The sequence below is a fragment of the Pseudomonas sp. JDS28PS106 genome, from assembly GCF_036706555.1.
Taxonomy (GTDB): Bacteria; Pseudomonadota; Gammaproteobacteria; order Pseudomonadales; family Pseudomonadaceae; genus Aquipseudomonas.
This window is the reverse complement of the sequence record NZ_JBAJGT010000013.1, coordinates 93,822-120,294: the sequence shown is the minus strand read 5'-3', so window position 1 is coordinate 120,294 and position 26,473 is coordinate 93,822. Positions and strand designations below refer to the sequence as shown.

Sequence of the window (26,473 nt, the reverse complement as noted above, 5' to 3'; positions counted from 1 at the left end):
GCGGGAAGAGTGGACGGCAGCTTGGCTCCTACACGTGCTCAAGGGCACCGCGATTAGACAGCTTGCCGTCCACCCCTCTCACCCCAGACTTTAGCCTGATGGAAGACACAAGCGGATTTATCCGCGAGCATTCCCTGAACTACTCACATAACGCGAATCCATGTATTCGCTCGGCTGCAACTCAAGGACGTGATCACAGTGGGCAAGGAAATTATCTTAATGCGTCATGGCCAGCCGAATCTGACCACAGTCGACAAGGTTTCGGCACTGGGTATGAAAAACTGGATCGAGCAATACAATCTCTCGGTGATTACGAACCAGCCTGCCCCTGAAGCCAGCCTGGAGCTGGCCGCTACCGCCAAAGTAATTGTGTCGAGCAACGCGCCCCGTGCGCTCACATCCATCCAGGCCTTGGGTCTTCAACCCACCATCGTGGATGAGATTTTCTGCGAGGCACAGTTGCCCTATGGACGATGGGCACGTCCACGACTCGCTCCCTTCACGTGGGCATTCATTCTTCGTGTTTCATGGTTGTGCGGTTTCGCCAGGAATGTCGAGTCTGCTCGCGAGGCAAGGGCGCGGGCTGCTGAGGCTGCAAAACGCCTTGAAGATCTTAGCTGTGAAGGCTCGGTTCTTTTGCTTGGTCATGGATTCATGAACCGGATGATCGCAAAGCAGCTGGAAGCTGCTGGATGGATTCGCCATACAAGTACCGGCAATCGATACTGGAGCGCTGCGACCTACCGAATGAGTTAGAGCCGCGGCCCTTCGCGGATGAAGCGGATCGCCGCCCCGGCCGCTCCTACAGATTTTCGTAGGAGCGGATTCATCCGCGAAAAGGCGGGTCAGGCGCAGGGAATGTCTCGGGCACACCGGCGCCTCGCGGATAAATCCACTCCTACAGGTTGTCTGCATTACAAGTGCCTGACCCATCTGGAATTTTATCCGCATCAACGGTTGTAACTTCGCTCAAGACCGGTACAATGGCGCGGCTCGCCAACAGGCGGGTGTCGTTATGGTGACCCCACCGGTCCCCCCGCAACGATCAGCCGTGAACCCGGTCAGGCCTGGAAGGGAGCAGCCGTAGCGGTGACATTGTGTGCCGGGGTGTGGCTGGTGGGGTTGCCACCTGACGAACCTTCGTATCGTCAGTCCTGCCTTTCAAGCTTCCCCACTGCCTTCATATCTTCCAGTCGCCTTGGACAGAATCGTCCTTAGCCCTGAGCCTGGATTCCACGTTGTCTGCACCATTGCGCTACGTCGAAAGACGGGCATGCCTTGATGAACTCATCCGGGGTGATCCTGCCGTCCCCATTCTTGTCGGGGGACAGGTCCCGGTGTCCGCAGATGCGTGCCCTGGGATAACGTTCGCGCAGCTCTTTCAGCAGGGTTTCCAGTGTCGTGAACTGGGCCGGTGTGAAATTGTTGTCGGGCTTGCCAGCGGCGTTGACTCCGCCTGCCAGGCAAACGCCGATGGAATTGACGTTATGGCCTCGCACGTGGGCGCCGACCGTGTTCTCGGGGCGTCCGGTTTCGCGGGTTCCGTTTCGCCGTATCACGTAGTGGTAACCGATGGTGTCGAAGCCGCGTTGTTTGTGCCAGCGGGTGATGTCCGCTGCGCCGATGTCGGCGACCGGCCCGGTGGCGGAGCAGTGGACGACGATCAGGTCGGTGGTTTGCCTGATGACCAGGTTCGGGGAGGTCGTTGCATTCATGGTCTTGCTTCCTTGCAAGTGGGAAAGCTCGTAAGGAATACAAAAAGGGCGCTTCGGTCAAATCACAGTTGTTACAGACATGCTTTTTAATCAGGTGGCTTTGTAACGTAAACGAACCGGTTTGCCGCGTCTGGCTGGCTGCAAACGGGAGGCCTGCGCGGCGTACGCAGGTCATCCCGTTACCTGCGGGTCTATAAGCGCCCCCGGATCGGGCAGATAACCGGCGGCACCGGATGCTTTTTTGCCCTTGCTCCGCTAGCATTAGCGGTCTTCAGCTTCCTAGTCGCGACGGTTTTCGATGAGTTATCAGGTTCTTGCACGTAAATGGCGTCCGCGCTCGTTCCGCGAAATGGTCGGCCAGACCCATGTGCTCAAGGCTCTGATCAATGCGCTGGACAGTCAGCGTCTGCACCACGCTTACCTATTTACCGGCACGCGTGGCGTCGGCAAGACGACCATCGCGCGCATCATCGCCAAATGCCTGAACTGCGAGACCGGGATCACCTCGACGCCCTGCGGCACCTGCTCGGTGTGCACCGAGATCGATGAAGGCCGCTTCGTCGACCTGATCGAAATCGACGCCGCGAGCCGGACCAAGGTCGAAGACACCCGCGAGTTGCTGGACAACGTGCAGTACGCACCCAGCCGGGGCCGCTTCAAGGTCTATCTGATCGACGAAGTGCACATGCTTTCCAGCCACTCGTTCAACGCCTTGCTCAAGACCCTCGAAGAGCCGCCGCCCTACGTCAAGTTCATTCTGGCGACGACCGACCCGCAGAAGCTGCCGGCCACCATTCTGTCGCGATGCCTGCAGTTCTCCTTGAAGAACATGACGCCCGAGCGCGTGGTCGAGCATCTGACCCATGTGCTTGGCGTCGAGAACGTGCCGTTCGAAGAAGACGCGCTCTGGTTACTTGGCCGGGCGGCGGACGGCTCCATGCGCGATGCCATGAGCCTGACCGATCAGGCGATTGCGTTCGGCGAGGGGCGAGTGCTGGCGGCCGATGTGCGAGCCATGCTCGGTACGCTGGACCACGGTCAGGTATTCGACGTGCTCACCGCGCTGCTGGAAGGCGACGCCCGTGGCGTTCTCGAAGCCATACGGCGGCTGGCCGAGCAAGGGCCGGACTGGAACGGCGTGTTGTCGGAAATGCTCAACGTTCTGCACCGCGTCGCCATTGCCCAGGCGATGCCTGAAGGCATCGATAACGGTCAGGGCGACCGGGATCGGGTGCTGGCCCTGGCGCAGGCGCTGCCCGCCGAAGATGTGCAGTTCTATTATCAGATGGGGCTGATTGGTCGTCGGGATCTGCCCCTGGCGCCGGAGCCTCGCGGCGGGTTCGAAATGGTCTTGCTGCGCATGCTGGCGTTCCGCCCGGCCGACGTGGTCGACACGCCGAAGCAGCCGCTAAAGCCAGCGGGAATCAGCCAGGCCACGACTGATTCCCATACGGTGGTGGCGGATGTAGCACCGGCAGCGCCTGTCACTCCTGCGGCGCCAGAGCAGGCCACCGCGCCGACAGCGCCAGCGGCACCGATACCGCAACCCGCGCCAGCGGCGGAACAGCCGGCACCGGTCGAGGAAATCGATCTGCCGTGGAACGAGCCCAAGGCCCCGGCCGGCGCGTCCGTGGACCCGGAGATTGCCGTCCCGACCGGTCCTGTCGTGCCACTGGTGCCGGAACCGGTTCTGGACACTGTCGCCGAGCAGCCTGACCTGACGCCGATGCCGACTCCGGCACCGGCCAGTCCGGTACCGGACGCGCCCGAAGCGCCAATCCCGGCTCCCGCGGTGGCCGAACAGGTCACCCCAGCGATGCTCGAAGCCATCCCGGACCCCACTCACGATGAGGGTTACGTCTCAGGCCCCATGGGTCGTGACGACGAGCCGCCACCGGATGACGATTATGTCGAGCCGGACGTCGACATCGACCCGGCTTCCTACAGCTATCTGGACGAACTCGCCCACGACAGCGTCAGCGACGACGGGCCGGTCGAGCCCGAACCCGAGCCTGCCGCGATGCCCGCCACAGGTCTGGCCGCCGACTGGCTGGAAATGTTCCCGAAACTGCCGATCTCCGGCATGACCGGCAGCATCGCCGCCAACTGCACGCTGATGGAAGCCGAGGGCGACAATTGGCTGCTGCACCTGGATCCCGCGCACAGCGCGTTGTTCAACTTGACCCAGCAGCGCCGTCTGAACGAAGCATTGAACCAGCTGCAGGGCCGCACGATCCATTTACGTATCGAGCTGGTCCGGCCGGAACAGGAAACGCCCGCGCAAGCGGCAGCGCGACAGCGGGCAGAGCGGCAACGACAGGCGGAAGCTTCGATCCACGCCGATCCGTTCATCCAGCAGATGCTGCAACAGTTTGGCGCGATCATTCGCGAGGATACGATCAAGCCTGTGGACGCACCCGCGGCGCAGACCCAGTAACAAGGCCTGGCGTCCAGCGCGCCCGGCAAACGAACCATCCTATTTCGAGGAGATATCCCATGATGAAAGGTGGCATGGCTGGCCTGATGAAGCAGGCGCAGCAAATGCAGGAAAAAATGGCCAAGATGCAGGAAGAGCTGGCCAATGCGGAAGTCACCGGTCAGTCGGGCGCGGGCCTGGTCAGCGTGGTGATGACCGGTCGTCACGACGTCAAGCGCATCACCCTGGACGACAGCCTGATGCAGGAAGACAAGGAAGTGCTGGAAGACCTGATCGCCGCGGCCGTCAACGACGCCGTGCGCAAGGTCGAGCAGGCCAGCCAGGAGAAGACCGCCAGCATGACCGCGGGCATGCAGCTGCCTCCGGGCATGAAGCTGCCGTTCTGATCCGTCGGGCCGACGCTGCAAAGCGTTACGCCCGAGCGACAGGTTGCGCTCAACGAAGAAGCCAGGCCAGGTGCCTGGCTTCTTCGTTTCTGCGGTTTGGGTCGCCATCCTCGGACCACATCGAACGAACGCGCCGGGTACATCAGTGTCTGCTTTCTTACCCTACTCATTCAGGAGCCGACTCGATGAACCCAGATCTGATCCTCAACCAGCGAATCGTCCTGGCTTCCCGCCCGCAGGGCAGGCCCACCCCGGAAAACTTCCGCCTTGAACGTGAAGCCTTGCCGGATCTGCAGGACGGCCAGGTTCAGTTGCGCACTCTTTATCTGTCGCTGGACCCCTACATGCGAGGCCGCATGAGTGACGCGCCGTCCTACGCGGATCCGGTCGAAATCGACGCGGTCATGGAAGGCGGCGCTGTCAGCGTCGTGGAGCAGTCGCGCAATCCGAAATTCCAGGTGGGCGAGCTGGTCGTCGGCCAGACCGGCTGGCAGACCCACAGCCTGAGCGACGGCGCGGGTCTGGTCAAAGTGCCGGAAGGGCTGCCGAGCCCGTCCATGGCGGTCGGTGTCGTCGGCATGCCCGGCATGACCGCCTATATGGGACTCATGGACATCGGCCAGCCCAAGGCCGGCGAGACGCTGGTGGTCGCCGCGGCTTCCGGCGCGGTGGGCTCGGTGGTCGGGCAAGTCGCCAAGATCAACGGCCTGCGCGTGGTGGGTATCGCCGGGGGTTCGGATAAATGCCGTTATGTGGTTGACGAGCTGGGCTTCGATGCCTGCATCGATCACAAGAGCGACGACTTCGCCGAGCAGCTGGCAAAAGCCTGCGACAAGGGCATCGACGTCTACTTCGAACTGGTGGGCGGCAAGGTCTTCGACGCAGTGCTGCCGCTGCTCAATGCCGGGGCGCGGATTCCGGTCTGCGGCGTCATTGCGCAATACAACGCCCAGGGAGACGCCGAAGGTCCGGACAAGCTGCCGCTGCTGCTGCGCACCTTGCTGACCAAGCGCGCCCTGATGAAGGGTTTCATCGTTCACGAGGCCTATGGTTCTCGTCGTGACGAATTCATCGACGCCATGACGCCGCTGGTCAAGGAAGGCCGGATCAAGTTCCGCGAAGACGTCGTGGAAGGACTGGAAGCAGCACCGGAAGCATTTATCGGGCTGCTGGAAGGCCATAACTTCGGCAAGCTGGTGGTCAAGGTTTCCGATCTTTGATTCGCGGCGTCTGATTTGACGCTTACTGCAAGGCGCGGGTATAAACCGCGTCTTGTGATTACGTCGGACTTTTCTCCCAATGAGCTTCAGCCCCCTGATTCGCCAACTGATCGATGCGTTTCGCGTTCTGCCTGGCGTCGGCCAGAAGACCGCGCAGCGCATGGCATTGCAGCTGCTTGAACGCGACCGCAGCGGCGGCTCGCGGCTGGCCTCCGCGCTCAGTCAGGCCATGGATGGCGTCGGCCACTGCAAGGCCTGCCGCACGCTCACTGAAGAAGAGCTTTGTCCGCAATGCGCCGACCCGCGCCGCGATGACACCTTGTTGTGCGTGGTGGAAGGGCCGACTGATGTCTACGCGATCGAGCAGACCGGCTATCGCGGTCGCTATTTCGTGCTGAAGGGCCACCTGTCGCCGCTGGACGGCCTGGGGCCGGAAGCCATCGGCATCCCGCAGCTGATGGAGCGGATTGGCGAGCAGGGCACTTTTACCGAGGTGATCCTGGCGACCAACCCGACCGTGGAGGGCGAGGCCACGGCGCATTACATTGCGCAGCTGCTCAACGAGAAAGGTCTGGTCGCATCGCGCATCGCCCACGGCGTGCCGTTGGGTGGCGAACTGGATCTGGTCGATGGCGGGACGCTTGCGCATTCGTTTGCTGGTCGCAAACCAATCGCGCTCTGAGCCGGTCGCAAGCTCTGTGCTGGCGCCGTCCGCTGGCGCCTGAAGCCATCGGGCTTATTGCTCGTCCAGAGCGAAGCGGGTCAGGCTGAAGGTCGGGATGCTCATGTCGTTCAAGCGCTGCGAGCCGCCCAGCTCCGGCAGATCGATGATGGCGGCGGCTTCGTGAATCTTCGCGCCCATGCGGCGAATCAGGTTGGCCGCGGCGATCAGGGTGCCGCCGGTGGCAATCAGGTCATCGAACATCACCACTGAATCGCCGTCGCACAGGCTGTCGGCATGCACTTCCAGGTAAGCCTCGCCGTATTCGGTCTTGTAGGCTTCGCAGAGCACGTCCGCGGGCAGCTTGCCCTGCTTGCGGAACAGGATCAGCGGCTTGTTCAGCTCGTAGGCCACCACCGAACCGATCAGAAAGCCACGGGCGTCCATGACGCCGATATGGCTGAAGTCAGCCTCGATGTAACGCTGCACGAAGCTGTCGATCACCTGGCGAGTGGCCTTGGGCGACTGGAACAGAGGGGTGATATCACGAAAGATCACGCCAGGCTTGGGAAAGTCCACGACCGGGCGGATCAGGGATTTGAAATGGGTTGAATCAGAAATCATCAGGGTGATCCGGAGCTAGGTTGGCCGATAGTTTAAGCCCACCCGCTCCGAATCGCACGTTTTCAGCTGTCCATCGCGCCGCCGGCCAGGGCGCAGAGCTGGATCGGGTCGAGAATATGAATCTCCTTGCCTTCGGCTGCGATCAGCTCGCTTTGCTGAAAGCGGGTGAAGACCCGCGAGACGGTTTCCACGGCGAGCCCCAGATGATTGCCGATTTCGTTGCGCGACATGCTCAGGCGGAACTGATTGGCCGAAAAGCCCCTGGCCCGGAAACGCGCCGACAGGTTCACCAGGAAGGTGGCGATACGCTCATCGGCGGTCTTCTTCGACAGCAGCAACATCATCTGCTGGTCGTCACGGATTTCCCGGCTCATCACCCGCATCAACTGACGGCGCAATTGCGGCAGTTGCACGGACAGTTCATCGAGGCGCTCGAAGGGAATCTCGCACACCGAAGTGGTTTCCAGCGCCTGGGCGGAAACTGGGTAGGCCTGAGCGTCCATCCCGGACATACCCACCAGCTCGCTCGGCAAGTGGAAGCCGGTCAGCTGTTCTTCGCCGGCATCGCTGATGCTGAAGGTCTTCAGCGCGCCCGAGCGCACGGCATACACCGACTCGAACGTATCGCCCTGGCGGAACAGGAATTCGCCTTTTTTGAGAGGACGGCCTCGTTTGACGATCTGGTCGAGGGCATCCATGTCCTCAAGATTCAGCGAAAGCGGCAGGCAGAGCGGTGCAAGGCTGCAATCCTTGCAATGGGCCTGTGAATGAGCGCGCAGCTTGGCTGGCTCGGACATCACTTAATTCCTTGTGGGAAATCACACATAGGTCGTAAGGGTAACTCACGCGTTACGACTTCGGCCAGCGTCGTGCAGTGCCTGCGACAACATGGATCGGGCTGGCTCATGGCCTGTATTCGGGCACCCGCGGTTCAGATCACCCGCGAAAAACGCTGCCGGTTCTGCTGGTTCAGGCAGGCGTCGAACACCATGCATATCGAGCGCACCAGCAGCCGCCCGGCGGGCAGCACCTGGATGCCGCTGTCGCTGATACGCAGCAGGCCGTCCCGCGCCATGCGCGTGAGTTCGAGCCATTCCGATGCGAAGTAACTCGCGAAGTCGATGCTGTATGAACGTTCCATTTCGGCGAAATTTAACTCGAAGTGACAGATCAGCTGCTGGATCACCACGCGGCGAATCCGGTCGTCTTCGTTGCACACCAGACCACGGCGGGTAGCGAGCTGGTCGTTGGCAAGCAGGGTCTGGTACTCGCTGAGGTCGCTGCTGTTCTGACTGTAGAGGTCGCCGATCTGGCTGATCGCCGAGACGCCCAGGCCGATCAGATCGCAATGACCGTGGGTCGTGTAGCCCTGGAAATTGCGTTGCAGAGTCAGCTCTTCCTGAGCGATGGCCAGCTCATCGTCGGGCAGCGCGAAGTGGTCCATGCCGATGTAGCGATAGCCTGCGGCGGTCAGTTGCCTGATCGTGGCTTCGAGCATCGCCAGCTTGATTTCAGGCGCCGGCAGATCAGCACTTTCGATGCGGCGCTGGGGCATGAAGCGTTCCGGCAGATGCGCGTAGTTGAACACCGACAGCCGATCCGGTTGCAGGGCAATAATCTCTTCGACCGTGCGGGCAAAACCCTCGACAGTCTGCTTCGGCAGCCCGTAGATCAGGTCGATATTGACCGAGCGAAATTGCAAGGTGCGCGCGGCTTCGATAATGGCGCGGGTTTCTTCCAGGCTTTGCAGGCGATTGACCGCGCGCTGGACTGTCGGGTCGAGATCCTGAACGCCGAGGCTGATCCGATTGAAACCCAGTTCGCGCAACAGCCCCATGGTCGACCAGTCGGCTTCGCGCGGGTCGATCTCGATTCCGTAGTCACCGGAGTCATCGTCCAGCAGATTGAAACTGGCGCGCAGCCGCGCCATCAACTGGCGCAGCTCATCATGACTGAGAAAGGTCGGCGTCCCGCCACCGAAATGCAGCTGCTCGACCACCTGTGCCGGGTCCAGATGACAGGCCAGCATCTGGATTTCGTGCTCCAGCCGTTGCAGATAACCCTGCGCCCGGCCGCGGTCCTTGGTGATGACCTTGTTGCAGGCGCAGTAGTAGCAAATGTTGGCACAGAAGGGGATGTGCACGTAGAGCGACAGCGGACGGAGCGCCCTGCGGCTTTCACGCAAGGCATGGAGCAGGTCGAATGCGCCTACCTGAGTATGAAACTGAACCGCCGTGGGGTAGGACGTATAACGCGGCCCTGCCAAATCATAGCGACGAATCAGGTCGGAATCCCAATGAATGGCGTCGAGCATGCGGGCGTTCCCCGAAAAGGCTGGCAATGCTCGAAGTCTATGTGGCTCGCGGCGCCCGCATGTTGATGCGTGTCAAATGAGCGCACCGGAATCTCTGTCTGCTCGACGGGCGCCCGCCCGGCGTCCCGCGGAAAACCTCAGTGCCCCATCAACCCGTGCTGATGCGGACCGGGCAAGGTCCAGATGCCGAACAGGATCACCAGGATGCCGCCCGCCGTCCTGAGCCCGCGCCGACGCAGCAGCGCAATGGTGCGCTCGGCTGCGAGGCCGGTTGCCAGCAGCACCGGCCAGGTGCCCAGCCCGAAACCGAGCATCAGCAACGCGCTGTGCCACGCATTGCCCTGGCTGGCTGCCCAGAGCAGGGTGCTGTAGACCAGTCCGCAGGGCAGCCACCCCCAGAGACCACCCAGCAGCAGGGCGCGCGGCAGGGTCGAGACGGGCAGCAAGCGACCGGCCAGTGGCTGGATATGGCGCCACACGCCGCGACCCAGGCGTTCGATGCGGGTCAGGCCGCTCCACCAGCCGGCCAGGTACAAACCCATGACGATCAGCAACAGCGCGGCGGCGATGCGCATTCCCGTCGCGCCGGGGCTGCTGGCGACCGCCCAGCCCAGCAGCCCGACCAGCAAGCCGATGGTGGCATAGCCAAGCACGCGCCCCAGGTTGTAGGCCAGTAGCAGACGCAGACGGTGACCGCGCCGGTGTTCGGGGATCGCCAAGGTCAGCGCGCCCATCAGGCCGCCACACATGCCCAGGCAATGACCCCCGCCCAGCAGGCCGAGGACGAAAGCCGACAGCAGTTGCGGCGCCAGTTCAAGCATCGGGCTTCGTCCCGTCCTGCCCGGATGCCGCGGCCGATTTATCCGCCGCTTCATCGACCGCGGCCCGGTGGCCGGGGTCCTGATCGTCGTACAGAATGCTGTGCGCCGGGCCTTCCAAATCGTCGTACTGGCCGCTGTCCACGGCCCAGAAAAACACGTAGATCGCGACGGCGACCAGCAGCAGCGCAGCCGGGATCATGATGTAGAGCGCGGGCATGAGACCTCCCCGGACAAGGGCGTTTCGACGATCGGGCCCGGGGCCCGGGTCAGGCGCAGGGCATTGAGGATCACGACCAGCGAGCTGACCGACATGCCAATGGCGGCCCAGACCGGCGTGATCCAGCCCACGGCCGCGAGCGGTAGCATCAGGCCGTTGTAGAGCCCGGCCCAACCCAGGTTTTCGAGGATGATCCGGCGCGTGCGACGCGCCAGATCGAAGCTTCGCACCAGGGCGTCAAGGCGATTGCCGAGCAGTACGGCATCGGCGCTGGTCTTGGCCAGGTCGGTGGCCGAGCCCATCGCCACGCTGATGTCCGCCGCCGCCAGCACCGGCACATCGTTGACGCCGTCGCCGAGCATCAAGACTTTGCGGCCCTGTTGGCGAAGCTGGTGCAGAACGGCCAGCTTGTCGTCCGGGCGCAGGCCGCCGCGCGCCTCGTTGATACCCAGTTGCGTCGCGACGCGGCTGACCATCGGTGAGCTGTCGCCGGACAGCAGCAGGGTACGCCAGCCGCGCGCCTGACAGGCCTGCACCAGTGCCAGGGCGTCAGCGCGCAGACGATCGTCGAGCACCAGCCATGCCAGCGGCCCCTGCCGGTCCCCGAGCAACAGCCATTGGCCGGAAGGTTCTGGGGGCAGCGCGGGGCGGACGCTGCCGCTCAAGGCGCATACGAAGTCGGGCTCGCCGATGCGCAGCAGACGCCCGTCGACGTCACCCTCCAGCCCGGCGCCCGGTGTGCTGTGCACGTTTTGCGCGGCGACCGGCGCGCGGCCGAACGCCCGCGCGATCGGGTGTTCGGAACGGTCCTCCAGCGCCGCCGCCATTGCCAGGCACTGATCGGCATCCAGAGCGGCGAGCGGCAGCACGCTCCGCAAAGTCAGACGGCCCTCAGTGAGAGTGCCGGTCTTGTCGAAAATCACCGTATCGATCTGGTTCAGGCCTTCGAGCACATGGCCGCGAGTCAGCAGCAGGCCCAGGCGGTGCAGGGTGCCGGTGGCCACAGTCAGGGCCGTGGGCGTCGCCAGCGACAAGGCGCAGGGGCAGGTGGCGACCAGCATGGCCAGGACGATCCAGAATGCACGGTCGGCGTCAAGGCTCCACCACACGCAGCCGATCACCGCAGCAGCCAGCAGGGACAGCGCCAGAAACCATTGCGCGGCCCGATCCGCGATTTCCGCCATCCGTGGTTTCTCGGTCTGTGCCCGCTCCAGCAAACGAACGATGGCCGACAGGCGGGTGTCATGCTCCAGCGCCAGAACCTCGATGCTCAGCGCGCTTTCCACATTCAGCGTTCCGGCGGTGACCGGGTCGCCTACGGCGCGCGCGTGTGGCAGATATTCCCCGGTAAGCAGGGATTCATCGACGCTGGACTGACCTTTCACGATACGGCCATCGGCCGGAATGACCGCGCCGGGCGGGACCAGGATCCGATCGCCCAATCGCAGCTCGCGCAGCAGAATGCGTTCACTGTGACCCTGTTCATCCAGGCGCAGGCATGAGGGCGGCAGCAGACTGACCAGATGCGCAGTGGCGGCAGCCGTGCGGGCGCGGGCGCGGCGCTCCAGGTAGCGTCCGGCGAGTAGGAACAGCGCGAACATGCCCACGGCATCGAAATACAGCTCACCGTGACCGGTGATCGCAGTCCAGATCCCGGCCAGGTAGGCCAGGCCTATCGCCAGCGAAACCGAGACATCCATGGTCAGGTGGCGGCTGCGCAGGTCACGCAGCGCGCCGCGAAAGAAAGGCGCGCAGCTGTAGAACACGATGGGAGTGGTCAGAAACAGCGCAACCCAGCGCAGGATGGTGTGCATCTGCGGACTGAGGTCGATGTTGAATTCCGGCCAGGTTGCCATGGTCGCCATCATGGCCTGAAACCACAGCAACCCGGCCACGCCCAGGCGGCGCAAGGCCAGTCGGTTTTCCTTCGCCATCTGCTCGGCGGCACGGTCCGCCTGCCAGGGGTGCGCTGCATAGCCGATGTTGCGCAGCTCCGTGAGCAGGTGGCTCAGCGGCAAACGGTCTGGGTCCCAGGACACCCGCAGGCGATGATTTGACAGGTTCAGCTGCGCGTCGCGCACCGCCGGCAAACCACGCAGATGGCGTTCGATCAGCCAGCCGCACGCGGCGCAGCTGATGCCTTCGATCAGCAACGTGGTTTCGCAGTGGTCTTGCTGGCGATGCACGAAGCCGGCCTGTACGTCCGGGCGATCGTACAGCGCCTGTTCGTCGAACAGTTGCGCCGGCAGTTGCCGGGGGTTGGTCGAGTGCTCGCTGCGATGCTGGTAGTAACTCTCCAGCCCGCCGGCAACGATGGCTTCGGCCACCGCCTGGCAACCGGGGCAGCACAGGTCGCGCGTCTCCCCAAGCACGGCGGCTTGAAAACGGCTGCCGGGCGGCACGGGCAGCGCACAGTGATAACAAAGGACGGGGGCGGTCATGGGCTGGTGCTTTGTTGCGCACCTTGCAGCGGTTCATCGCCCAGGCGCAGGTCGCGGTCGGGGCCGACCAGCTCTTCTTCGAACAGCCGCCAGGTCCGGCCGCCTTCGGTTCCCAGCAGCTCCACGAAGCGCCGTCCCCGAACCTCGTCCTGCAGCTGGCCGATATACCGCTCGCCATCACTGGTGCTGCGAATCAGAAACACGCGGCGGTCCTTGCCCGGTTGGGTAGGGGAGATGAGGTTCAACTCCAGCCTCTCAGGCCGGCTATGGCCGCTCAGGCGCAACTCGGCTTCACCGGTCAGTTCGTCCAGGCGAAGCGTGGCCCGCAGTTGCAGCGTCTGGGCGAACTGTTCCCGGTCCAGCGAACGGTTGATCCCCTTTCCCGCCTCGTAGTAGTTATCGGTGACCAGGTTGTCCGGGTTGTTCACCGCGATACTCACCATGGTCAGGCTCAGGGTGACCGAGCAGGTCAGGATGGCAATGATGATCCAGGGCCAGAGGTGCCTGTACCAGGGAGTCGAAGCGGTCGCGGCGTTCATGATCATTCTCTCAGCGCACTTGCGGGCCGATGAACCGGCTGTGCGCTTCTACCTGCGAATCAGGGTCGTCCGCATCCCTGAGGATGAACGTGACTTCGTTGGTGGACGATGGCAGCTTCTCGGGTGCGCTGGACAGCTCCACCGGCAGGCTGACGATGTCGCCGGCGGCGACGCGGATTTCCCGGCGGCCTTGCAGCCTGAGATCGGGCAGCCCTCCGGCTTCCAGGATATAGGTGTGATCGACCTGGTCCTTGTTCATGACCTTGAGGCTGTAGACGTTTTCGATTCGCCCTGCGGCATTTTCCCGGTACAGCACCCGGTCCTTGGTCACATCGAACCCCACCAGCGACCGGGTCATGAATGCGCTTGCCAGCAATCCGATCATGAGCAGCAGCACCACGGCATAGCCGATCAGGCGAGGTCTGAGTGTGCGGGTCACCTGGCCGGAGAGATTGTGTTCGGTGGTGTAGCTGATCAGGCCGCGCGGGTAGTTCATCTTGTCCATGATGCTGTCGCAGGCGTCGACACAGGCTGCACAGCCGATGCACTCCACTTGCAGACCGTCGCGGATATCGATGCCGGTCGGGCAGACCTGCACGCACATCGTGCAATCGATGCAGTCGCCCAGACCCTGGGCCTTATAGTCGGCTTCCTTCTTGCGCGGGCCGCGGCGTTCCCCGCGGCGTGGGTCGTAGGAAACGATCATGGTGTCCTTGTCGAACATGACGCTCTGGAACCGCGCGTACGGGCACATGTAGACGCAGACCTGTTCTCTCAGCCAGCCCGCATTGCCGTAGGTGGCAAGGGTGAAAAAGCCGACCCAGAAGTAGGCCCAGCCGTCGGCCTGCCCGGTGAACAGGTCGATGCACAACTGACGGATCGGCGAAAAGTAGCCGACGAAGGTCAATCCGGTCACGAAACCGATTAACAGCCACAAGCTGTGCTTGCAGGTCTTGCGCGCGATCTTCTCCGCGCCGAGCGGAGCCTTGTCGAGCTTGATGCGCTGGTTGCGATCGCCTTCGGTGATTTTTTCGCACCACATGAAGATCCACGTCCAGACGCTTTGCGGACAGGTATAGCCGCACCAGACGCGTCCGGCATAGACCGTGATGAAGAACAGACCGAAGGCCGCGACGATCAGAATGCCTGACAGCAGAATGAAGTCCTGCGGCCAGAAGGTGGCACCGAATATGTAGAACTTGCGCTCCGGCAGATTCCACCATACCGCCTGATGACCGCCCCAATTGAGCCACACGGTGCCGAAATAGATCAAAAACAACAGGGCGCCGCCGACCCTGCGCAGATTGCGGAAACGGCCTGTGAATGCGCGGGTGTAGATCTTCTCCCGCGAGGCGTAGAGATCGACGATCTGGCCGTCCTTCCGGGTGGGCGGGGTAACGTCGTTGACCGGAATGTGATTGCTCATCGGTGCGTCCCACGGCAGTGGAAATATGCCCCGACCAGTACCTGCCAACCGGGGTCAGAGTATGTTTCTTATGGCTTGCATCATACGCCTGGCGTCACCTCTCGAAGGTGCGACCTTTGGTCGCGTTGGGTCGTGATCGCTGATCGTGTATGTGATCTGGATCAATTGACACGCTAATTATGGTCCTTTTCAGGATGCGGGGCTGGCTGAATAGCGACCGGATTCCTCATTCAGCTGACTGACCCAGGGGTTGAGCAGCGGCACACCGCAGTGCCTGAAGTCCTCGACATTACGGGTCACCACAGTCATGCGGTGTACCAGAGCGGTCGCCGCTATCAGCGCGTCGGATTCGCTGCGTGGGTCGGGCACATGCAACTGGGCGTAGCGCCTGGCGACCACCGCATCGACCGCCAGTATTCGCCCGGCAAACGCAGGCAGGACATGGTGCTCAAGCCAGCGCCTGAGCCGCGCGCCCTGGGCCGGATCACGACGCTCCAGGCGCAGTACGCCGGTTTCCAGCTCCAGGACCGTGATGGCTGAAATGTACTGCCGCGAGGAGGCGTGGGATCTGGCCCATCTGACGACATTGGGGTCGGCGGCGGGCTTTCTCAGTTCGGAAACGACGTTGGTGTCCAGCAGAAACATCAGCTCAGATCTACGGGACGCGGGGTGATGTCGGCGCGCTGCGGCTCGAAGTTGATGTCGGCGGTATCGTTCATTACCAGCGTATCCACCAGGCTGACAGCGCTCCCGGTCAGTTGCAGATACTCCTCGATATTGAGCAGCACGTACGCCGGGCGCCCTCGATCGGTAATGAATACGGGGCCGTGATCGGCGGCCTTCTTGGCGCCGCTGGTGTCCTGATTGAACTCGCGGCTGGATAAGGTCAATGGCATGGGCGACTCCTGCATTTGTTCGGCAGACACGCATCGGAAATCGTCGCCGTCAGCACCCATACAGTAGTCGTGTAGAAACGTTGCTACAAGGCGGAAAGTGTAACATCGAGCATCGCAGCAGGATATCGTGCGAGGCAGCGTTACTGTTCGACCGCAGGCTCCTCCTTGCGAGAAAGGCTATAAACGTAGGCCGCCAGCAGATGCACCTTGTCATTGCCCTGCATCGCTTCCTGCGCGGGCATCTGGCCCTGGCGCCCATAACGTATGGTCTGCTGCAGCTGTGCGAAACCCGATCCATAGATGTAAGCGGCAGGCAGGGTAAGATCAGGCGCGCCCATGGCAACCGTGCCCTTGGCGTCGACGCCATGGCAGGCGACACAATTGGCGGCGAAGATCTTCTGGCCGGCCACCGGATCGGCCTTGGCATCCTGCGGCAGCTCGCGACCGGCGATGCGGCTGAGCACGAACGCCGACACATCGCGCACGCTTTGCTCCCCCAGTACCTGACCCCAGGCCGGCATGACGGCATGGCGACCGCCCATGATGGTGGTCTTGATGGCTTGCGCCTCGCCGCCCCAGCGCCAGTAATCGTCGGTCAGGTTCGGGAAACCGTAGGCGCCTTTGGCATCGGAGCCGTGGCACACCGAGCAGTTGGAAGCGAACAACCGGCCACCCATTTTCAAGGCCTGTGGGTCTTGCGCCACCTCTTCGATGGGCATGGCGGCGTATTTCGCGAAGATCGGCCCGAAGCGTGCTTCGGCCCGGGCCATTTCCTTTTCCCACTCGTGCACGCCGGTCCAGCCGGCCTGGCCGTCGGCAAAGGATATCTGCTTGTCTTTATCAAGCCAGCCATAGCCAGGCAGCAGCCCGCGCCAGTCGCCTAGCCCCGGATACAGCGCCAGATAACCCAGGGAAAACACGATGGTGCCGACGAACAGCATGAACCACCAGCGGGGCAACGGGTTGTCGTATTCCTCGATGCCGTCGAATGAATGGCCGACGGTTTCCTCGGTCGACTCAGGACGCTGACCTTTGCGGGTCGCCAGCAGCAACCAGGTGAGGGCGATGAGCGTTCCCAGGGTCAAAGCCGTGACGTACAGGCTCCAGAAAGTGCTCATGGCCGGTCGCTCCGGGAAACCTGCGTTTCTGGGTCGGGCTCGGCACCGGGCCGCGGTTCATCCGCGAATGGCAGCATGGTCGCGTCGTCGAACTCGGCTTTGCGCCGGGGGCTGAACACCCAGAGGATCAGGCCGATGAAGGCGATCATCACCACCAGGGTGCCGAGCCCGCGAATCGTTCCAATGTCCATTGCGCTCACCGTTTGCTCTTGATCAGGGTGCCCAGACCTTGCAGATACGCGACCAGCGCATCCATTTCGGTCTTGCCCGCGACTGCCGCCGCCGCGCCTGCGATGTCTTCGTCTGTATAAGGCGTGCCGAGCGAGCGCAATACTTCGAGCTTGCGGGCAGTCCGGGTCTCGTCGATGCGTTTCTCGACCAGGAACGGGTAGGCCGGCATCTTGGATTCCGGCACCACATTGCGCGGGTTGTAGAGGTGCGCCCGATGCCAGTCATCCGAGTAGCGACCGCCGACCCGCGCCAGATCCGGTCCGGTGCGTTTCGAGCCCCAGAGGAACGGGTGGTCCCAGACACTTTCGCCGGCCACTGAATAGTGACCATAGCGCTCGGTTTCCGCGCGGAACGGGCGAATCATCTGTGAATGGCAGCTCACGCAACCGTTGGCGATGTAGACGTCCCGGCCCTCCACTTCAAGCGCGGTTCGCGGCTTCATGCCTTCCACGGGGCGGGTGGTCACGTCCTGAAAGAACAAGGGGACGATCTGCGTGAGGCCGCCGACGCTTACCGCGATGACCATGAAGAACGCCAACAGGCCGATGTTGCGTTCGAGGGCTTCGTGTTTCATCAATGCGCCCCTACGCTGGCGATCCGGGCGGCATCTTCGGCCTGCTCAGGATCGGCGGCCCGGACGGTCCGCATGACGTTGTAAGCCATCAGCAGCATGCCGCTGGTGAAAAAGGCGCCGCCGATGGCGCGTACGATGAAGCCCGGATGGCTGGCCTGCAGGGCTTCGACGAACGAGTAGGTCAGCGTGCCGTCGTCGTTGATCGCCCGCCACATCAGGCCCTGGGTGATGCCGTTGACCCACATCGAGGCGATGTACAGCACCGTGCCGATGGTCGCGAGCCAGAAATGCGCGTTAATCAGCCCGATGCTGTGCATCTGCGCACGGCCGAAGACTTTCGGGATCATGTGATACACCGCGCCGATGGAGATCATCGCCACCCAGCCCAGCGCACCGGCGTGCACATGGCCGATGGTCCAGTCGGTGTAGTGGGACAGCGAGTTGACGGTCTTGATCGCCATCATCGGACCTTCGAAGGTCGACATGCCATAGAACGCCAGCGAGACCACCAGAAAGCGCAGGATCGGGTCGGTGCGCAATTTATGCCAGGCACCGGAAAGCGTCATCATGCCGTTGATCATCCCACCCCAGCTGGGCGCCAGCAGAATGATCGACATCACCATGCCCAGCGACTGCGCCCAATCCGGCAAGGCGGTGTAGTGCAGATGGTGTGGACCGGCCCAGATGTATAGCGTGATCAGCGCCCAGAAATGCACGATGGACAGCCGATAGGAATAGATCGGCCGCTCGGCCTGCTTGGGCACGAAGTAATACATCATGCCGAGAAAACCCGTGGTCAGGAAAAAGCCCACGGCGTTGTGCCCGTACCACCACTGGATCATGGCGTCGGTGGCTCCGGCGTACGCCGAATAGGATTTGAACAGGCTGACCGGGAGCGAAATGTGATTGACGATGTGCAGCATGGCCGTGACCACGATGAACGCGCCATAGAACCAGTTGCCCACGTAGATGTGTTTCGTGCGGCGCTTGACGATGGTGCCGAAGAACACCGCGCCGTAGGTGATCCAGACGATGGCCAGCAGGATCGCGATCGGCCATTCGAGTTCGGCATATTCCTTGGTGGTGGTGTAGCCCATTGGCAGGGTGATGATGGCGCTGAGAATCACAGCCTGCCAGCCCCAGAACGTGAACGCTGCCATACCATCGGAAATCAGCCGGGCCTGGCAGGTTCGCTGCACGACGTAATAGGACGTGCCAAACAGCGCGCAGCCGCCGAAGGCAAAGATCACCAGACTGGTGTGCAGCGGCCGCAGCCGGCCGAAGGTGGTCCATTCGAGGTCGAAGTTCAGCTCGGGCCGTACCAGCTGGCAGGCGATGAACACGCCCATCGCCATGCCGACGATTCCCCAGACGACAGTCATGATGGCGAACTGGCGAACGACCTTGTAGTTGTAGGCGGTGGGACTGGATGCGGTACTCATTTCAGGTCTCACGGGTCACGTCATTGTTATAGTCAACCCGGACGCAGACAGATGAGACGGCAGCACCATTGCGCCGCCAGGCGACGCATAGACGGTGCCGCGCTGAAGGCTGCGGCCTGCCGGACACGATCGATGCCGGCATCTTCGCCGGGCCGTGTCGAAGCGGACCGAAGGAGCGGGGGCAGGTCGATGCAGACGAAGCACCGGGTGTCGGCTTGCAGTCGGCCTGTGACCAGCGAGAGCCAGTCCACTGACGGCAAGCTTAGTCCCGAAAGAATAGGGAGGGAAGACCAGGGTAGCCGGGGTGCGACACTTGGTCGCAACTTGCCGCTCACAGAAAGGATGTCGCGCCCCGTTGCAGGACGCGGCATCCCGGATACCACTCGATGACGGCGTTACTGTGACGGCTTTTCTGTTTCGGGGAGTTGATCAGGACTCCTGGAAAGACTGTACACATAGGCGGCCAGCACTTGCACCTTGTCATTGCCCAGCAGATTGGCCTGAGCAGGCATATGACCCTGGCGACCCAGACGGATGGTCTGTTGCAGTTGTGCGAGGCTGGTGCCGTAGAGGTAACCACCGGGTTGTGTGAGGTCTGGAGCACCCATCGCCTCGACACCGGTACCCTTGGAGCCATGACAGGCTACGCAAGTGGAACTGAACACTTGCTGTCCGGCGTCGACGTCTGCCGTATTGCCGTCGGGCAGCGGCAGACCGGCCAGACCGTGCCGAACGTAGGCCGCGACGTTTTTCACCCCTTGCTCGCCGATGACAGGACCCCAGGCCGGCATGGCCGCCATGCGACCCTTCATGATCGTGGTTTTGATAGCATCGGCATTGCCACCCCAGCGCCAATTGGCGTCCGTCAGATTGGGGAAGCCGTAACCGCCCTTTGCGTCGGAGCCGTGGCACACGGAGCAGTTGGAGGCGAACAGACGTGCTCCCATCTTCAACGCCTGCGGATCCTGCGCGACCTGTTCCACCGGCATTGCGGCGAATCTGGCGAAGATCGGCCCGAACCGGGCATCGGCCCTGGCCATTTCCTTCTCCCACTCATGGGCGCCGGTCCAGCCGTCTTCATAGCCGGGTAGCAGACCTTTCCAGTTGCCAAGACCGGGGTAGAGCGCCAGGTAGCCCACCGCGAACAGCAGCGTGCCGACGAACAGCAGAAACCACCAGCGTGGCAACGGGTTGTCGTACTCTTCGATGCCGTCGAAGCTGTGGCCCATGGTCTGATCGGTGCTGCCGCGGCTCTCGCCCTTGCGTGTGCCGATCAACAGCCAGGCCAGACCGATCAGGCTGCCCAAGGTCAGGGCGCTGATATAGAGGCTCCAGAAGGTGGTCATGACTGAATGCTCCGCCTGTCGCTGGGTTGGGCTTGAGTGAGGGGTTCGCTCACAGCCTCGCAAGACTCGTCGGCGAACGGCGCCAGGCGGGCTTCGGCGAAATCCCGGTTGCGTTTGCTGCTTGATACCCATAGCGACAACCCGATAAAGGCTATGGCTATGATCAGGGTGCCCAGGCCGCGCAGATCTCCAGTGTCCATGGCGTTACCTCTTGTTCTTGATGGCAGTGCCGAGCACTTGCAGGTAGGCGACCAGCGCGTCCATTTCGGTCTTGCCCTTGAGGCTGGCGATCGCGCCCTGGATATCGGCATCGGTGTAGGGCACGCCGAGCGTGCGCATGGCGCGCAGCTTGGCCTCGGTGTGCGTGCTGTCCACCTGTGCGGTCACTAGCCAGGGATAAGCGGGCATTTTCGATTCCGGCACCACGTTGCGCGGGTTATAGAGGTGAGCCCGGTGCCAGTCGTCCGAGTAGCGGGCGCCGACCCGGGCCAGATCCGGCCCTGTGCGCTTGGAGCCCCAGAGGAACGGGTGATCCCAGACGCTTTCGCCGGCCACCGAGTAATGCCCGTAGCGCTCGGTTTCCGCGCGGAACGGCCGCACCATCTGCGAGTGACAGCCGACGCAGCCTTCGCGGATATAGATGTCGCGCCCTTCGAGCTGTAGTGCGGTGTAGGGTTTCATGCCCTCGACCGGCGTGTTGGTGACGTCCTGAAAGAACAGCGGCACGATCTGGGTCAGGCCGCCGACACTGACGGCCAGGACCATCAGGATCATCAGCAGGGTGACGTTTTTCTCGATGACTTCATGGTTCATGATCGATTCCTCAGGCCGGTTGCGCGGCAGCGGCGGTATCGACCGGGCGCGTGACCCGCACGGTGCGCCAGGTATTCCAGGCCATCAGCAGCATGCCCAGCAGAAACACCGCGCCGCCGGCCAGGCGCACGATGAAACCGGGATGGCTGGCCTGCAGCGCTTCGACGAAGGAGTAGGTGAGGGTGCCGTCGTCGTTGATCGCCCGCCACATCAGGCCTTGGGTAATGCCGTTGACCCACATCGAGGCGATGTAGAGCACCGTGCCGATGGTCGCCAGCCAGAAGTGCGCGTTGATCAGGCCGATGCTGTGCATTTGCGCGCGGCCGAAAACCTTCGGAATCATGTGGTAGAGCGCGCCGATGGAGATCATCGCCACCCAGCCCAGCGCACCGGCGTGCACGTGACCGATGGTCCAGTCGGTGTAATGGGAAAGTGCGTTCACGGTCTTGATCGCCATCATCGGACCTTCGAACGTGGACATGCCGTAGAACGCCAGTGACACCACCAGAAACCGCAGGATCGGATCGCTGCGCAACTTATGCCAGGCACCGGAGAGGGTCATCATGCCGTTGATCATGCCGCCCCAGCTCGGTGCCAGCAGCACCAGCGACATGACCATTCCCAGCGACTGCGCCCAGTCGGGCAGCGCGGTATAGTGCAGGTGGTGCGGACCCGCCCAGATGTACAGGGTGATCAAGGCCCAGAAGTGCACGATAGACAGGCGATAGGAGTACACCGGACGCTCGGCCTGTTTCGGCACGAAGTAATACATCATCCCCAGAAATCCCGCCGTGAGGAAAAATCCCACCGCGTTGTGTCCGTACCACCACTGCACCATCGCGTCGGTGGCGCCCGAGTACAACGAGTAGGACTTGGTCAGGCTGACCGGCAGTTCGAGGTTGTTGACGATGTGCAGCAGCGCCACGGTCAGGATGAAGGCGCCGAAGAACCAGTTGCCGACATAGATATGCCGGGTCGTACGTCGCGCCATGGTGCCGAAGAACACCACGGCGTAGGCGACCCAGACCACCGCGAGCAGGATGTCTATCGGCCATTCCAGTTCGGCGTATTCCTTGGACGAGGTGTAGCCCAGCGGCAGGGTGATGGCTGCGAGCACGATCACCAGTTGCCAGCCCCAGAACGTGAAGGCCGCCAGCCGGGGCAAGAACAGCCGGGTCTGGCAGGTGCGCTGGACCGAGTAGTAGGAGCTGGCGAACAGAGCGCAGCCGCCGAACGCGAAGATCACCGCATTGGTATGCAAGGGGCGCAGACGGCCGAAGCTCGTCCAGGGCAAGTCGAAGTTGAGTTCTGGCCAGACCAGCTGCGCGGCCAGAAAAACGCCCAGTCCCATCCCGACAATCCCCCAGACCACCGTCATAATGACGAACTGGCGGACCACCTGATAGTTATAGGCGGGGCTATGAGTTGTGTTCATTGAAGTGTGTTCCCATCCAGCTTGGTCGGGGAGCCACTGCACGGTTATAGCTCCGGGTTGGTGGCAGATTCATCAGAGGGTGTTTACAAAATGGCTGCACTCGGCAATACAGCGTTGAAATCGGTCTCAGAATGCTCATTTACTCCATGTAAACTCCGCTTTTTCGACCGATTTCGCCTTGTCTTGCCTTCGCTCGCCTATTTTGTAAACACCCTCTCAAGGTGAGGCATCAAAGCGAGGCAAGCATGAGCAATGGTCTGAAGACCGGTATTGACGAGGGTCAATGCGTCCGGCTGGCCCGGGACAGCGGCTGGTTGTGGACGCAGGCGCGGGAAATCGAAGGGCGCGCGGCGGCGACGTTGCTGCTGGCCCACGGTGCGGGTGCGCCGATGGACAGCGATTTCATGAACGAGATGGCCCAATGCCTTGCGGCGGAAGGGGTCAGCGTGATGCGTTTCGAATTTCCGTACATGGCGCAACGCCGCGACGGAGGCAGCAAACGGCCGCCCAATGTGCAGGCGCAACTGCTCGACTGCTGGCGTGAGGTCTACACGCGCCTGCGACCCTGTGTCGCCGGGCGTCTTGTCATCGGCGGCAAGTCGATGGGGGGAAGAATGGCGAGTCTGCTCGCCGACGAGCTGGAGGCTGACGCGCTGGTGTGCCTGGGCTACCCGTTTCACCCTGCGGGCAAACCGGAGAAAACGCGCACCGAGCATCTGGCGCAGCTGCGGACCCCCACGCTGATCGTGCAGGGTGAACGTGATCCGCTTGGCACACGGGAGGACGTCGCTGGCTATTCACTGTCGAGCATGATCGATATCCAGTGGGTGCCGACCGCCAATCACGACCTCAAGCCCTTGAAAGCGGCAGGCGTCAGCCATGCCGAATGTCTGCGAACCGCGGCGCGCGGCATCGCGCAGCTGCTGGCTCGCGCTCACTGACACTGCACGTCGAACGACCCGTCGGTGACAGCGAAGTCCATGGCCGAGATGCTGAAACTGAACTGACCTCGAATGCGCCGCGTCTCGCGATTGGCCTCGACAAGCGTGAACACGCCGCTCTGAAAATGCGCCGAGTGATAAATCACGCTCTGCCAGTGCGGCGTTTCGTTGTAGACGATCTTGATGCGATCCTGGCCGACCAGCTCGTAGCTGCCGGGTTTGAGGTCGCGGTCCAGGAACAGCCCGATGCTGGTGCGTTTTTGACCCACCTTGCCTTCGGCAATCACCTTCCATATCCAGTGGTCGGCGGCGCCCGCCAGTTCCGGACGCAGTGTCAGGCGGCCCAGCAGCGACGAGACGACCAGGGGACGGTGGTTGACCATGGCCGCGAACGTGCCTTGGCACGGCGCGGGGCGGACGAAGCGTCGGGTGGGAATGACAGGATGGCGCATGGTCTGGCTCTGATCGCGTCCGGCCTGACGCCTTGCGGTCAGCGCGGGGCATTGGGCGGCGTCGTTGCATGGAGAAACCGGGAGCGCCCTCGTTGGGAAGCGCTCCCGGTCGGTCGTCAGTTCGCTGTCACGTCAGCGAAGCGCGACGCAGAGACTCGCACTGTGTTCCATCAGTTTGAAGTCCAGGCCTGTCACCAGGTTTTTCACGTAGTACCACTTCATGCCGACCAGATTCTGCGCGGCAACCGTCGACGACCAGTAATTGCCGTTGCCCATGGGCCAGCGGCTGCCATAGGCCGCGTACAGCGCCTTGAGTTCGTTGATGTCAGGAAGGCGTCCGCCGATGCCCGCTGCGGCTGCGGACATGGCCGAATACTTGCCTTGGCCGACCCCGATGCAGTGAACGACGCCGGTCACCGTCACCTCGAAACTCAGGGCAGCTCCCGACGCATCGGTAGCGGTAATCAGCGCTTTGCCATTACCGCGTACAGTGGTCAGGCCGTCACTGTCCACATTTGCCACCCGTTGATCGCTCGACGTGTAGGAGTAAGGCGCCTGGCCGCCGGTTGCCGTGCGCCGGACACTGGTGCCAGGGGGAAGCTGCGGCAGCAGGTCCGGGGTGGCCGGCAGCAGATAGACCTTGCCAGCGAGGGTAACGGGTGAAGTGTCGAATCTGAAGCTGTCGACGATTCTGATTCTGATCTCTTCAGAACGCTGCATAGGACCGTTGAGCCGGTATACGGCGTACACCACCTTCACGACCTGACCAACGTTGTTGCTGACCAGCGAAGGGGCAAAAACAACTTCCAGAGCCTTGCCGGCCTGGGGCTCGGTCACGATCTGATCCTTATAGCCATTTTCCTTGGGACCGTTCCAGATCGTATAGACCCGGTCGCCGGCGCGTAGATTGGCGTTGGCTTCAATGATGACGGTGGCGCCGCTGGGGGTGTTGATCGGGTCGAGGGTATCACCGTTGGCTTCTTTGATGCGGGGGCGGGGTAGGGGAGACAAATTGTCCGGACCCACTCGCAACCTGAGTACCGGGGATTTGAAGAACGCTTTAGTCGAGGTTAGCACGGTGTAATAAACCTCGACGCTACCTCCCGCCAACACCCTGAGTTTTTCGTCGGGAATCACATAGTCGACGACCTTGCCGATATCCGCACTGGACAGGCGTTTAGTTTCCTCGTGCATGACCGTCGAACCCATCGAGGTGCGCCCCATCCATACCAGAGTGACGTCGTCGCCCGCCATCATGAAGTGGTAAGGCGGCACCTGTGTCACCACGGCATGCAAGGTTGGATCGAGCACACCATCCACCGCTGCCGGGATCACGGGCGGCGCGAGCCGTTGCGGTTGTCCGAGGATGCTCAACGGCAAGCTCTTGGAGCGCAATCTCTGGCCGGATGCCTTGGTCACGCTGTACTTGAAGCGCGCGCGGCCTTGTGTGATCGGGACAAACTGCGCATTGGGAATCACGAACTCGACAAAGCTGCCGGGCCTTTCGACGATCTTCGATGCGCTGTACGGCGGTAGTTCGATGCCTTCTGCGGTGCTGCGTTCGCTGACGAAAGTGAGAGTATCGCCGATGGCAATGTCAGGATGCGTCAATACCAGTGCTTGGATATCGGCACCCGCCAGCTTGTCGAGGTCCAGCACCATCTCCGGCGCCTGGGGCGCGACGGGCGCTGGCAGAGTGGACGCCCCAGCCTCGACCTCTACGTAGGTAGGGAGCGAAAACTTTGACCAGTTATTAACAACGTCGCGAATCTCATACCGCACTACGATGTTTTCCGAGTCACCCGCTTCGATGATGACCTCCTTGTCGATCGGTACAACCAGAGGCCGGCCGATCTGGGGCAAGGTCAACGGAGGCAGTTGGATCCTGATGCCGTGCCAGAAGACGGACGGCACGTCGCCTTCAACCATGTTTTCCCATGGCTTCAAGGTGACCGACACACCTTCTGGAGAAGTAATGACGCCTGGCGGACTGACCACAGGCAGATCCAGCTTCTCGTTCTCGTAAGGCGTCGCGGGATCGGGATCCCTGCCCCCGGGAATTTCGAGTTTGACGATGACTTGCTTGACCGGCGAGGGCTCGGGGTTGCCGGCCGGAAAGCGAGTATAGATATAGCGCACGTCTGTCAGCCCGGATTCGATCCAGCGCGTATTCACGTACAGCGAAACGATGCCGTTGGTGTCCGGGGCGTCGGGGGAATGGACATAGGTATCGATCACCGCATCGTTGGCGCCCCAATACAGATCGATTCTGTCTCGTTGACTGAGATCGACGGGGCCTACCAGCACCTCGAGAGGTTTGCTCGGATCCGCGACGTCAACATCGCCGACGCCTTCCTGGTTGTAGCTGTGGATGACCGGTTCAGGAAGCAGTCTTGATTGTTTTTGTAATTGCATGTCATGTCC

General features: G+C 62.3%; 27 protein-coding genes and 1 other RNA gene. 7 read left to right on the top strand and 21 right to left on the bottom strand.

The window, feature by feature from the left end:
• The first annotated feature begins 198 nt into the window (after nucleotides 1-198).
• Together TRP66_RS19455 and ffs are read left to right on the top strand one after the other, a co-directional pair.
• Complete coding sequence (locus TRP66_RS19455; RefSeq protein ID WP_333406050.1) at nucleotides 199-756, top strand: histidine phosphatase family protein; 558 nt, start codon at nucleotides 199-201, stop codon at nucleotides 754-756.
• Nucleotides 757-1,025: 269 nt separating this feature from the next.
• Nucleotides 1,026-1,122, top strand: an RNA gene (gene ffs, locus TRP66_RS19450) — signal recognition particle sRNA small type.
• Nucleotides 1,123-1,214: 92 nt separating this feature from the next.
• Here the strand turns inward: ffs and TRP66_RS19445 are convergent.
• On the bottom strand, nucleotides 1,215-1,715 hold the full coding sequence (locus TRP66_RS19445) for an N-acetylmuramoyl-L-alanine amidase (RefSeq protein WP_333406048.1): 501 nt from the start codon (nucleotides 1,713-1,715) through the stop codon (nucleotides 1,215-1,217).
• 298 nt (nucleotides 1,716-2,013) lie between these two features.
• Between TRP66_RS19445 and dnaX the strand changes: the two genes are divergently transcribed.
• The 4 genes from dnaX to recR all read left to right on the top strand — a co-directional run bounded on the left by dnaX (nucleotide 2,014) and on the right by recR (nucleotide 6,440).
• Entirely contained in the window at nucleotides 2,014-4,152 is a 2,139-nt protein-coding gene (dnaX, locus tag TRP66_RS19440) for a DNA polymerase III subunit gamma/tau (RefSeq protein ID WP_333406047.1), read from the top strand.
• A 59-nt stretch (nucleotides 4,153-4,211) separates the two neighbouring features.
• Nucleotides 4,212-4,538 (top strand): YbaB/EbfC family nucleoid-associated protein, encoded by a 327-nt coding sequence (locus TRP66_RS19435; protein ID WP_333406045.1) that lies wholly within the window; start codon nucleotides 4,212-4,214, stop codon nucleotides 4,536-4,538.
• A gap of 185 nt (nucleotides 4,539-4,723) precedes the next feature.
• Nucleotides 4,724-5,758, top strand: a complete 1,035-nt coding sequence (locus TRP66_RS19430; RefSeq protein WP_333406043.1) for an NADP-dependent oxidoreductase — start codon at nucleotides 4,724-4,726, stop codon at nucleotides 5,756-5,758.
• A gap of 79 nt (nucleotides 5,759-5,837) precedes the next feature.
• On the top strand, nucleotides 5,838-6,440 hold the full coding sequence (recR, locus tag TRP66_RS19425; protein WP_333406041.1) for a recombination mediator RecR: 603 nt from the start codon (nucleotides 5,838-5,840) through the stop codon (nucleotides 6,438-6,440).
• 54 nt (nucleotides 6,441-6,494) lie between these two features.
• Here the strand turns inward: recR and TRP66_RS19420 are convergent, their stop codons facing one another.
• From TRP66_RS19420 to ccoN (TRP66_RS19335), 18 genes are all read right to left on the bottom strand, one after another.
• The gene (locus tag TRP66_RS19420) at nucleotides 6,495-7,043 is read right to left on the bottom strand and encodes an adenine phosphoribosyltransferase (RefSeq protein WP_333406039.1); all 549 of its coding nucleotides are present in this window, start codon (nucleotides 7,041-7,043) and stop codon (nucleotides 6,495-6,497) included.
• 62 nt (nucleotides 7,044-7,105) lie between these two features.
• Nucleotides 7,106-7,840: a fumarate/nitrate reduction transcriptional regulator Fnr gene (gene fnr, locus TRP66_RS19415; protein WP_333406037.1), complete on the bottom strand. Its 735-nt coding sequence runs from the start codon at nucleotides 7,838-7,840 to the stop codon at nucleotides 7,106-7,108.
• A gap of 134 nt (nucleotides 7,841-7,974) precedes the next feature.
• Nucleotides 7,975-9,357, bottom strand: a complete 1,383-nt coding sequence (gene hemN, locus TRP66_RS19410) for an oxygen-independent coproporphyrinogen III oxidase (protein WP_333406035.1) — start codon at nucleotides 9,355-9,357, stop codon at nucleotides 7,975-7,977.
• Between the two features lie 137 nt (nucleotides 9,358-9,494).
• Nucleotides 9,495-10,178, bottom strand: coding sequence for a sulfite exporter TauE/SafE family protein (locus TRP66_RS19405; RefSeq protein WP_333406033.1), 684 nt, complete (start codon nucleotides 10,176-10,178; stop codon nucleotides 9,495-9,497).
• Entirely contained in the window at nucleotides 10,171-10,395 is a 225-nt protein-coding gene (gene ccoS, locus TRP66_RS19400) for a cbb3-type cytochrome oxidase assembly protein CcoS (protein WP_333406031.1), read from the bottom strand. The genes TRP66_RS19405 and ccoS overlap by 8 nt, the downstream gene beginning before the upstream one ends.
• Complete coding sequence (locus tag TRP66_RS19395) at nucleotides 10,374-12,836, bottom strand: heavy metal translocating P-type ATPase (RefSeq protein WP_333406030.1); 2,463 nt, start codon at nucleotides 12,834-12,836, stop codon at nucleotides 10,374-10,376. The genes ccoS and TRP66_RS19395 overlap by 22 nt, the downstream gene beginning before the upstream one ends.
• Nucleotides 12,833-13,375 (bottom strand): FixH family protein, encoded by a 543-nt coding sequence (locus TRP66_RS19390; RefSeq protein ID WP_333406028.1) that lies wholly within the window; start codon nucleotides 13,373-13,375, stop codon nucleotides 12,833-12,835. Before TRP66_RS19390 ends, TRP66_RS19395 begins: the two co-directional genes overlap by 4 nt.
• 10 nt (nucleotides 13,376-13,385) lie before the next feature.
• Nucleotides 13,386-14,801 carry a cytochrome c oxidase accessory protein CcoG gene (gene ccoG / locus TRP66_RS19385; protein ID WP_333406026.1) on the bottom strand — a complete coding sequence of 472 codons (1,416 nt, stop codon included), beginning with the start codon at nucleotides 14,799-14,801 and terminating at the stop codon, nucleotides 13,386-13,388.
• A 189-nt stretch (nucleotides 14,802-14,990) separates the two neighbouring features.
• Nucleotides 14,991-15,446, bottom strand: coding sequence for a type II toxin-antitoxin system VapC family toxin (locus TRP66_RS19380; protein WP_333406024.1), 456 nt, complete (start codon nucleotides 15,444-15,446; stop codon nucleotides 14,991-14,993).
• Nucleotides 15,446-15,697, bottom strand: coding sequence for a type II toxin-antitoxin system prevent-host-death family antitoxin (locus tag TRP66_RS19375; protein ID WP_333406022.1), 252 nt, complete (start codon nucleotides 15,695-15,697; stop codon nucleotides 15,446-15,448). The genes TRP66_RS19380 and TRP66_RS19375 overlap by 1 nt, the downstream gene beginning before the upstream one ends.
• A gap of 140 nt (nucleotides 15,698-15,837) precedes the next feature.
• The gene (gene ccoP, locus TRP66_RS19370) at nucleotides 15,838-16,815 is read right to left on the bottom strand and encodes a cytochrome-c oxidase, cbb3-type subunit III (RefSeq protein ID WP_333406020.1); all 978 of its coding nucleotides are present in this window, start codon (nucleotides 16,813-16,815) and stop codon (nucleotides 15,838-15,840) included.
• Complete coding sequence (locus TRP66_RS19365) at nucleotides 16,812-17,006, bottom strand: cbb3-type cytochrome oxidase subunit 3 (RefSeq protein WP_333406018.1); 195 nt, start codon at nucleotides 17,004-17,006, stop codon at nucleotides 16,812-16,814. The genes ccoP (TRP66_RS19370) and TRP66_RS19365 overlap by 4 nt, the downstream gene beginning before the upstream one ends.
• A 5-nt stretch (nucleotides 17,007-17,011) precedes the next feature.
• Nucleotides 17,012-17,620 carry a cytochrome-c oxidase, cbb3-type subunit II gene (ccoO, locus tag TRP66_RS19360; protein ID WP_333406016.1) on the bottom strand — a complete coding sequence of 203 codons (609 nt, stop codon included), beginning with the start codon at nucleotides 17,618-17,620 and terminating at the stop codon, nucleotides 17,012-17,014.
• Nucleotides 17,620-19,062 (bottom strand): cytochrome-c oxidase, cbb3-type subunit I, encoded by a 1,443-nt coding sequence (gene ccoN, locus TRP66_RS19355; protein ID WP_333406014.1) that lies wholly within the window; start codon nucleotides 19,060-19,062, stop codon nucleotides 17,620-17,622. Before ccoN (TRP66_RS19355) ends, ccoO (TRP66_RS19360) begins: the two co-directional genes overlap by 1 nt.
• Nucleotides 19,063-19,457: 395 nt before the next feature.
• Nucleotides 19,458-20,408, bottom strand: coding sequence for a cytochrome-c oxidase, cbb3-type subunit III (ccoP, locus tag TRP66_RS19350; protein WP_333406012.1), 951 nt, complete (start codon nucleotides 20,406-20,408; stop codon nucleotides 19,458-19,460).
• Nucleotides 20,405-20,608, bottom strand: coding sequence for a cbb3-type cytochrome oxidase subunit 3 (locus tag TRP66_RS19345; RefSeq protein ID WP_333406010.1), 204 nt, complete (start codon nucleotides 20,606-20,608; stop codon nucleotides 20,405-20,407). The genes ccoP (TRP66_RS19350) and TRP66_RS19345 overlap by 4 nt, the downstream gene beginning before the upstream one ends.
• A 4-nt stretch (nucleotides 20,609-20,612) precedes the next feature.
• Entirely contained in the window at nucleotides 20,613-21,221 is a 609-nt protein-coding gene (gene ccoO / locus TRP66_RS19340) for a cytochrome-c oxidase, cbb3-type subunit II (RefSeq protein ID WP_333406009.1), read from the bottom strand.
• A gap of 10 nt (nucleotides 21,222-21,231) precedes the next feature.
• Nucleotides 21,232-22,656 carry a cytochrome-c oxidase, cbb3-type subunit I gene (gene ccoN / locus TRP66_RS19335; RefSeq protein WP_333406007.1) on the bottom strand — a complete coding sequence of 475 codons (1,425 nt, stop codon included), beginning with the start codon at nucleotides 22,654-22,656 and terminating at the stop codon, nucleotides 21,232-21,234.
• A 245-nt stretch (nucleotides 22,657-22,901) separates the two neighbouring features.
• Here ccoN (TRP66_RS19335) and TRP66_RS19330 point away from each other — a divergent pair, with 245 nt between their 5' ends.
• A complete protein-coding gene (locus TRP66_RS19330) occupies nucleotides 22,902-23,597 on the top strand; it encodes an alpha/beta family hydrolase (protein ID WP_333406005.1) in 696 nt (231 codons plus the stop codon).
• Here TRP66_RS19330 and TRP66_RS19325 read toward each other — a convergent pair.
• Both TRP66_RS19325 and TRP66_RS19320 read right to left on the bottom strand, forming a co-directional pair.
• Nucleotides 23,591-24,049 carry a hypothetical protein gene (locus tag TRP66_RS19325; RefSeq protein ID WP_333406003.1) on the bottom strand — a complete coding sequence of 153 codons (459 nt, stop codon included), beginning with the start codon at nucleotides 24,047-24,049 and terminating at the stop codon, nucleotides 23,591-23,593. The two genes, TRP66_RS19330 and TRP66_RS19325, sit on opposite strands and share 7 nt — an antisense overlap.
• Before the next feature lie 132 nt (nucleotides 24,050-24,181).
• Nucleotides 24,182-26,464, bottom strand: coding sequence for an Ig-like domain-containing protein (locus TRP66_RS19320; RefSeq protein ID WP_333406001.1), 2,283 nt, complete (start codon nucleotides 26,462-26,464; stop codon nucleotides 24,182-24,184).
• Nucleotides 26,465-26,473 lie beyond the last annotated feature (9 nt).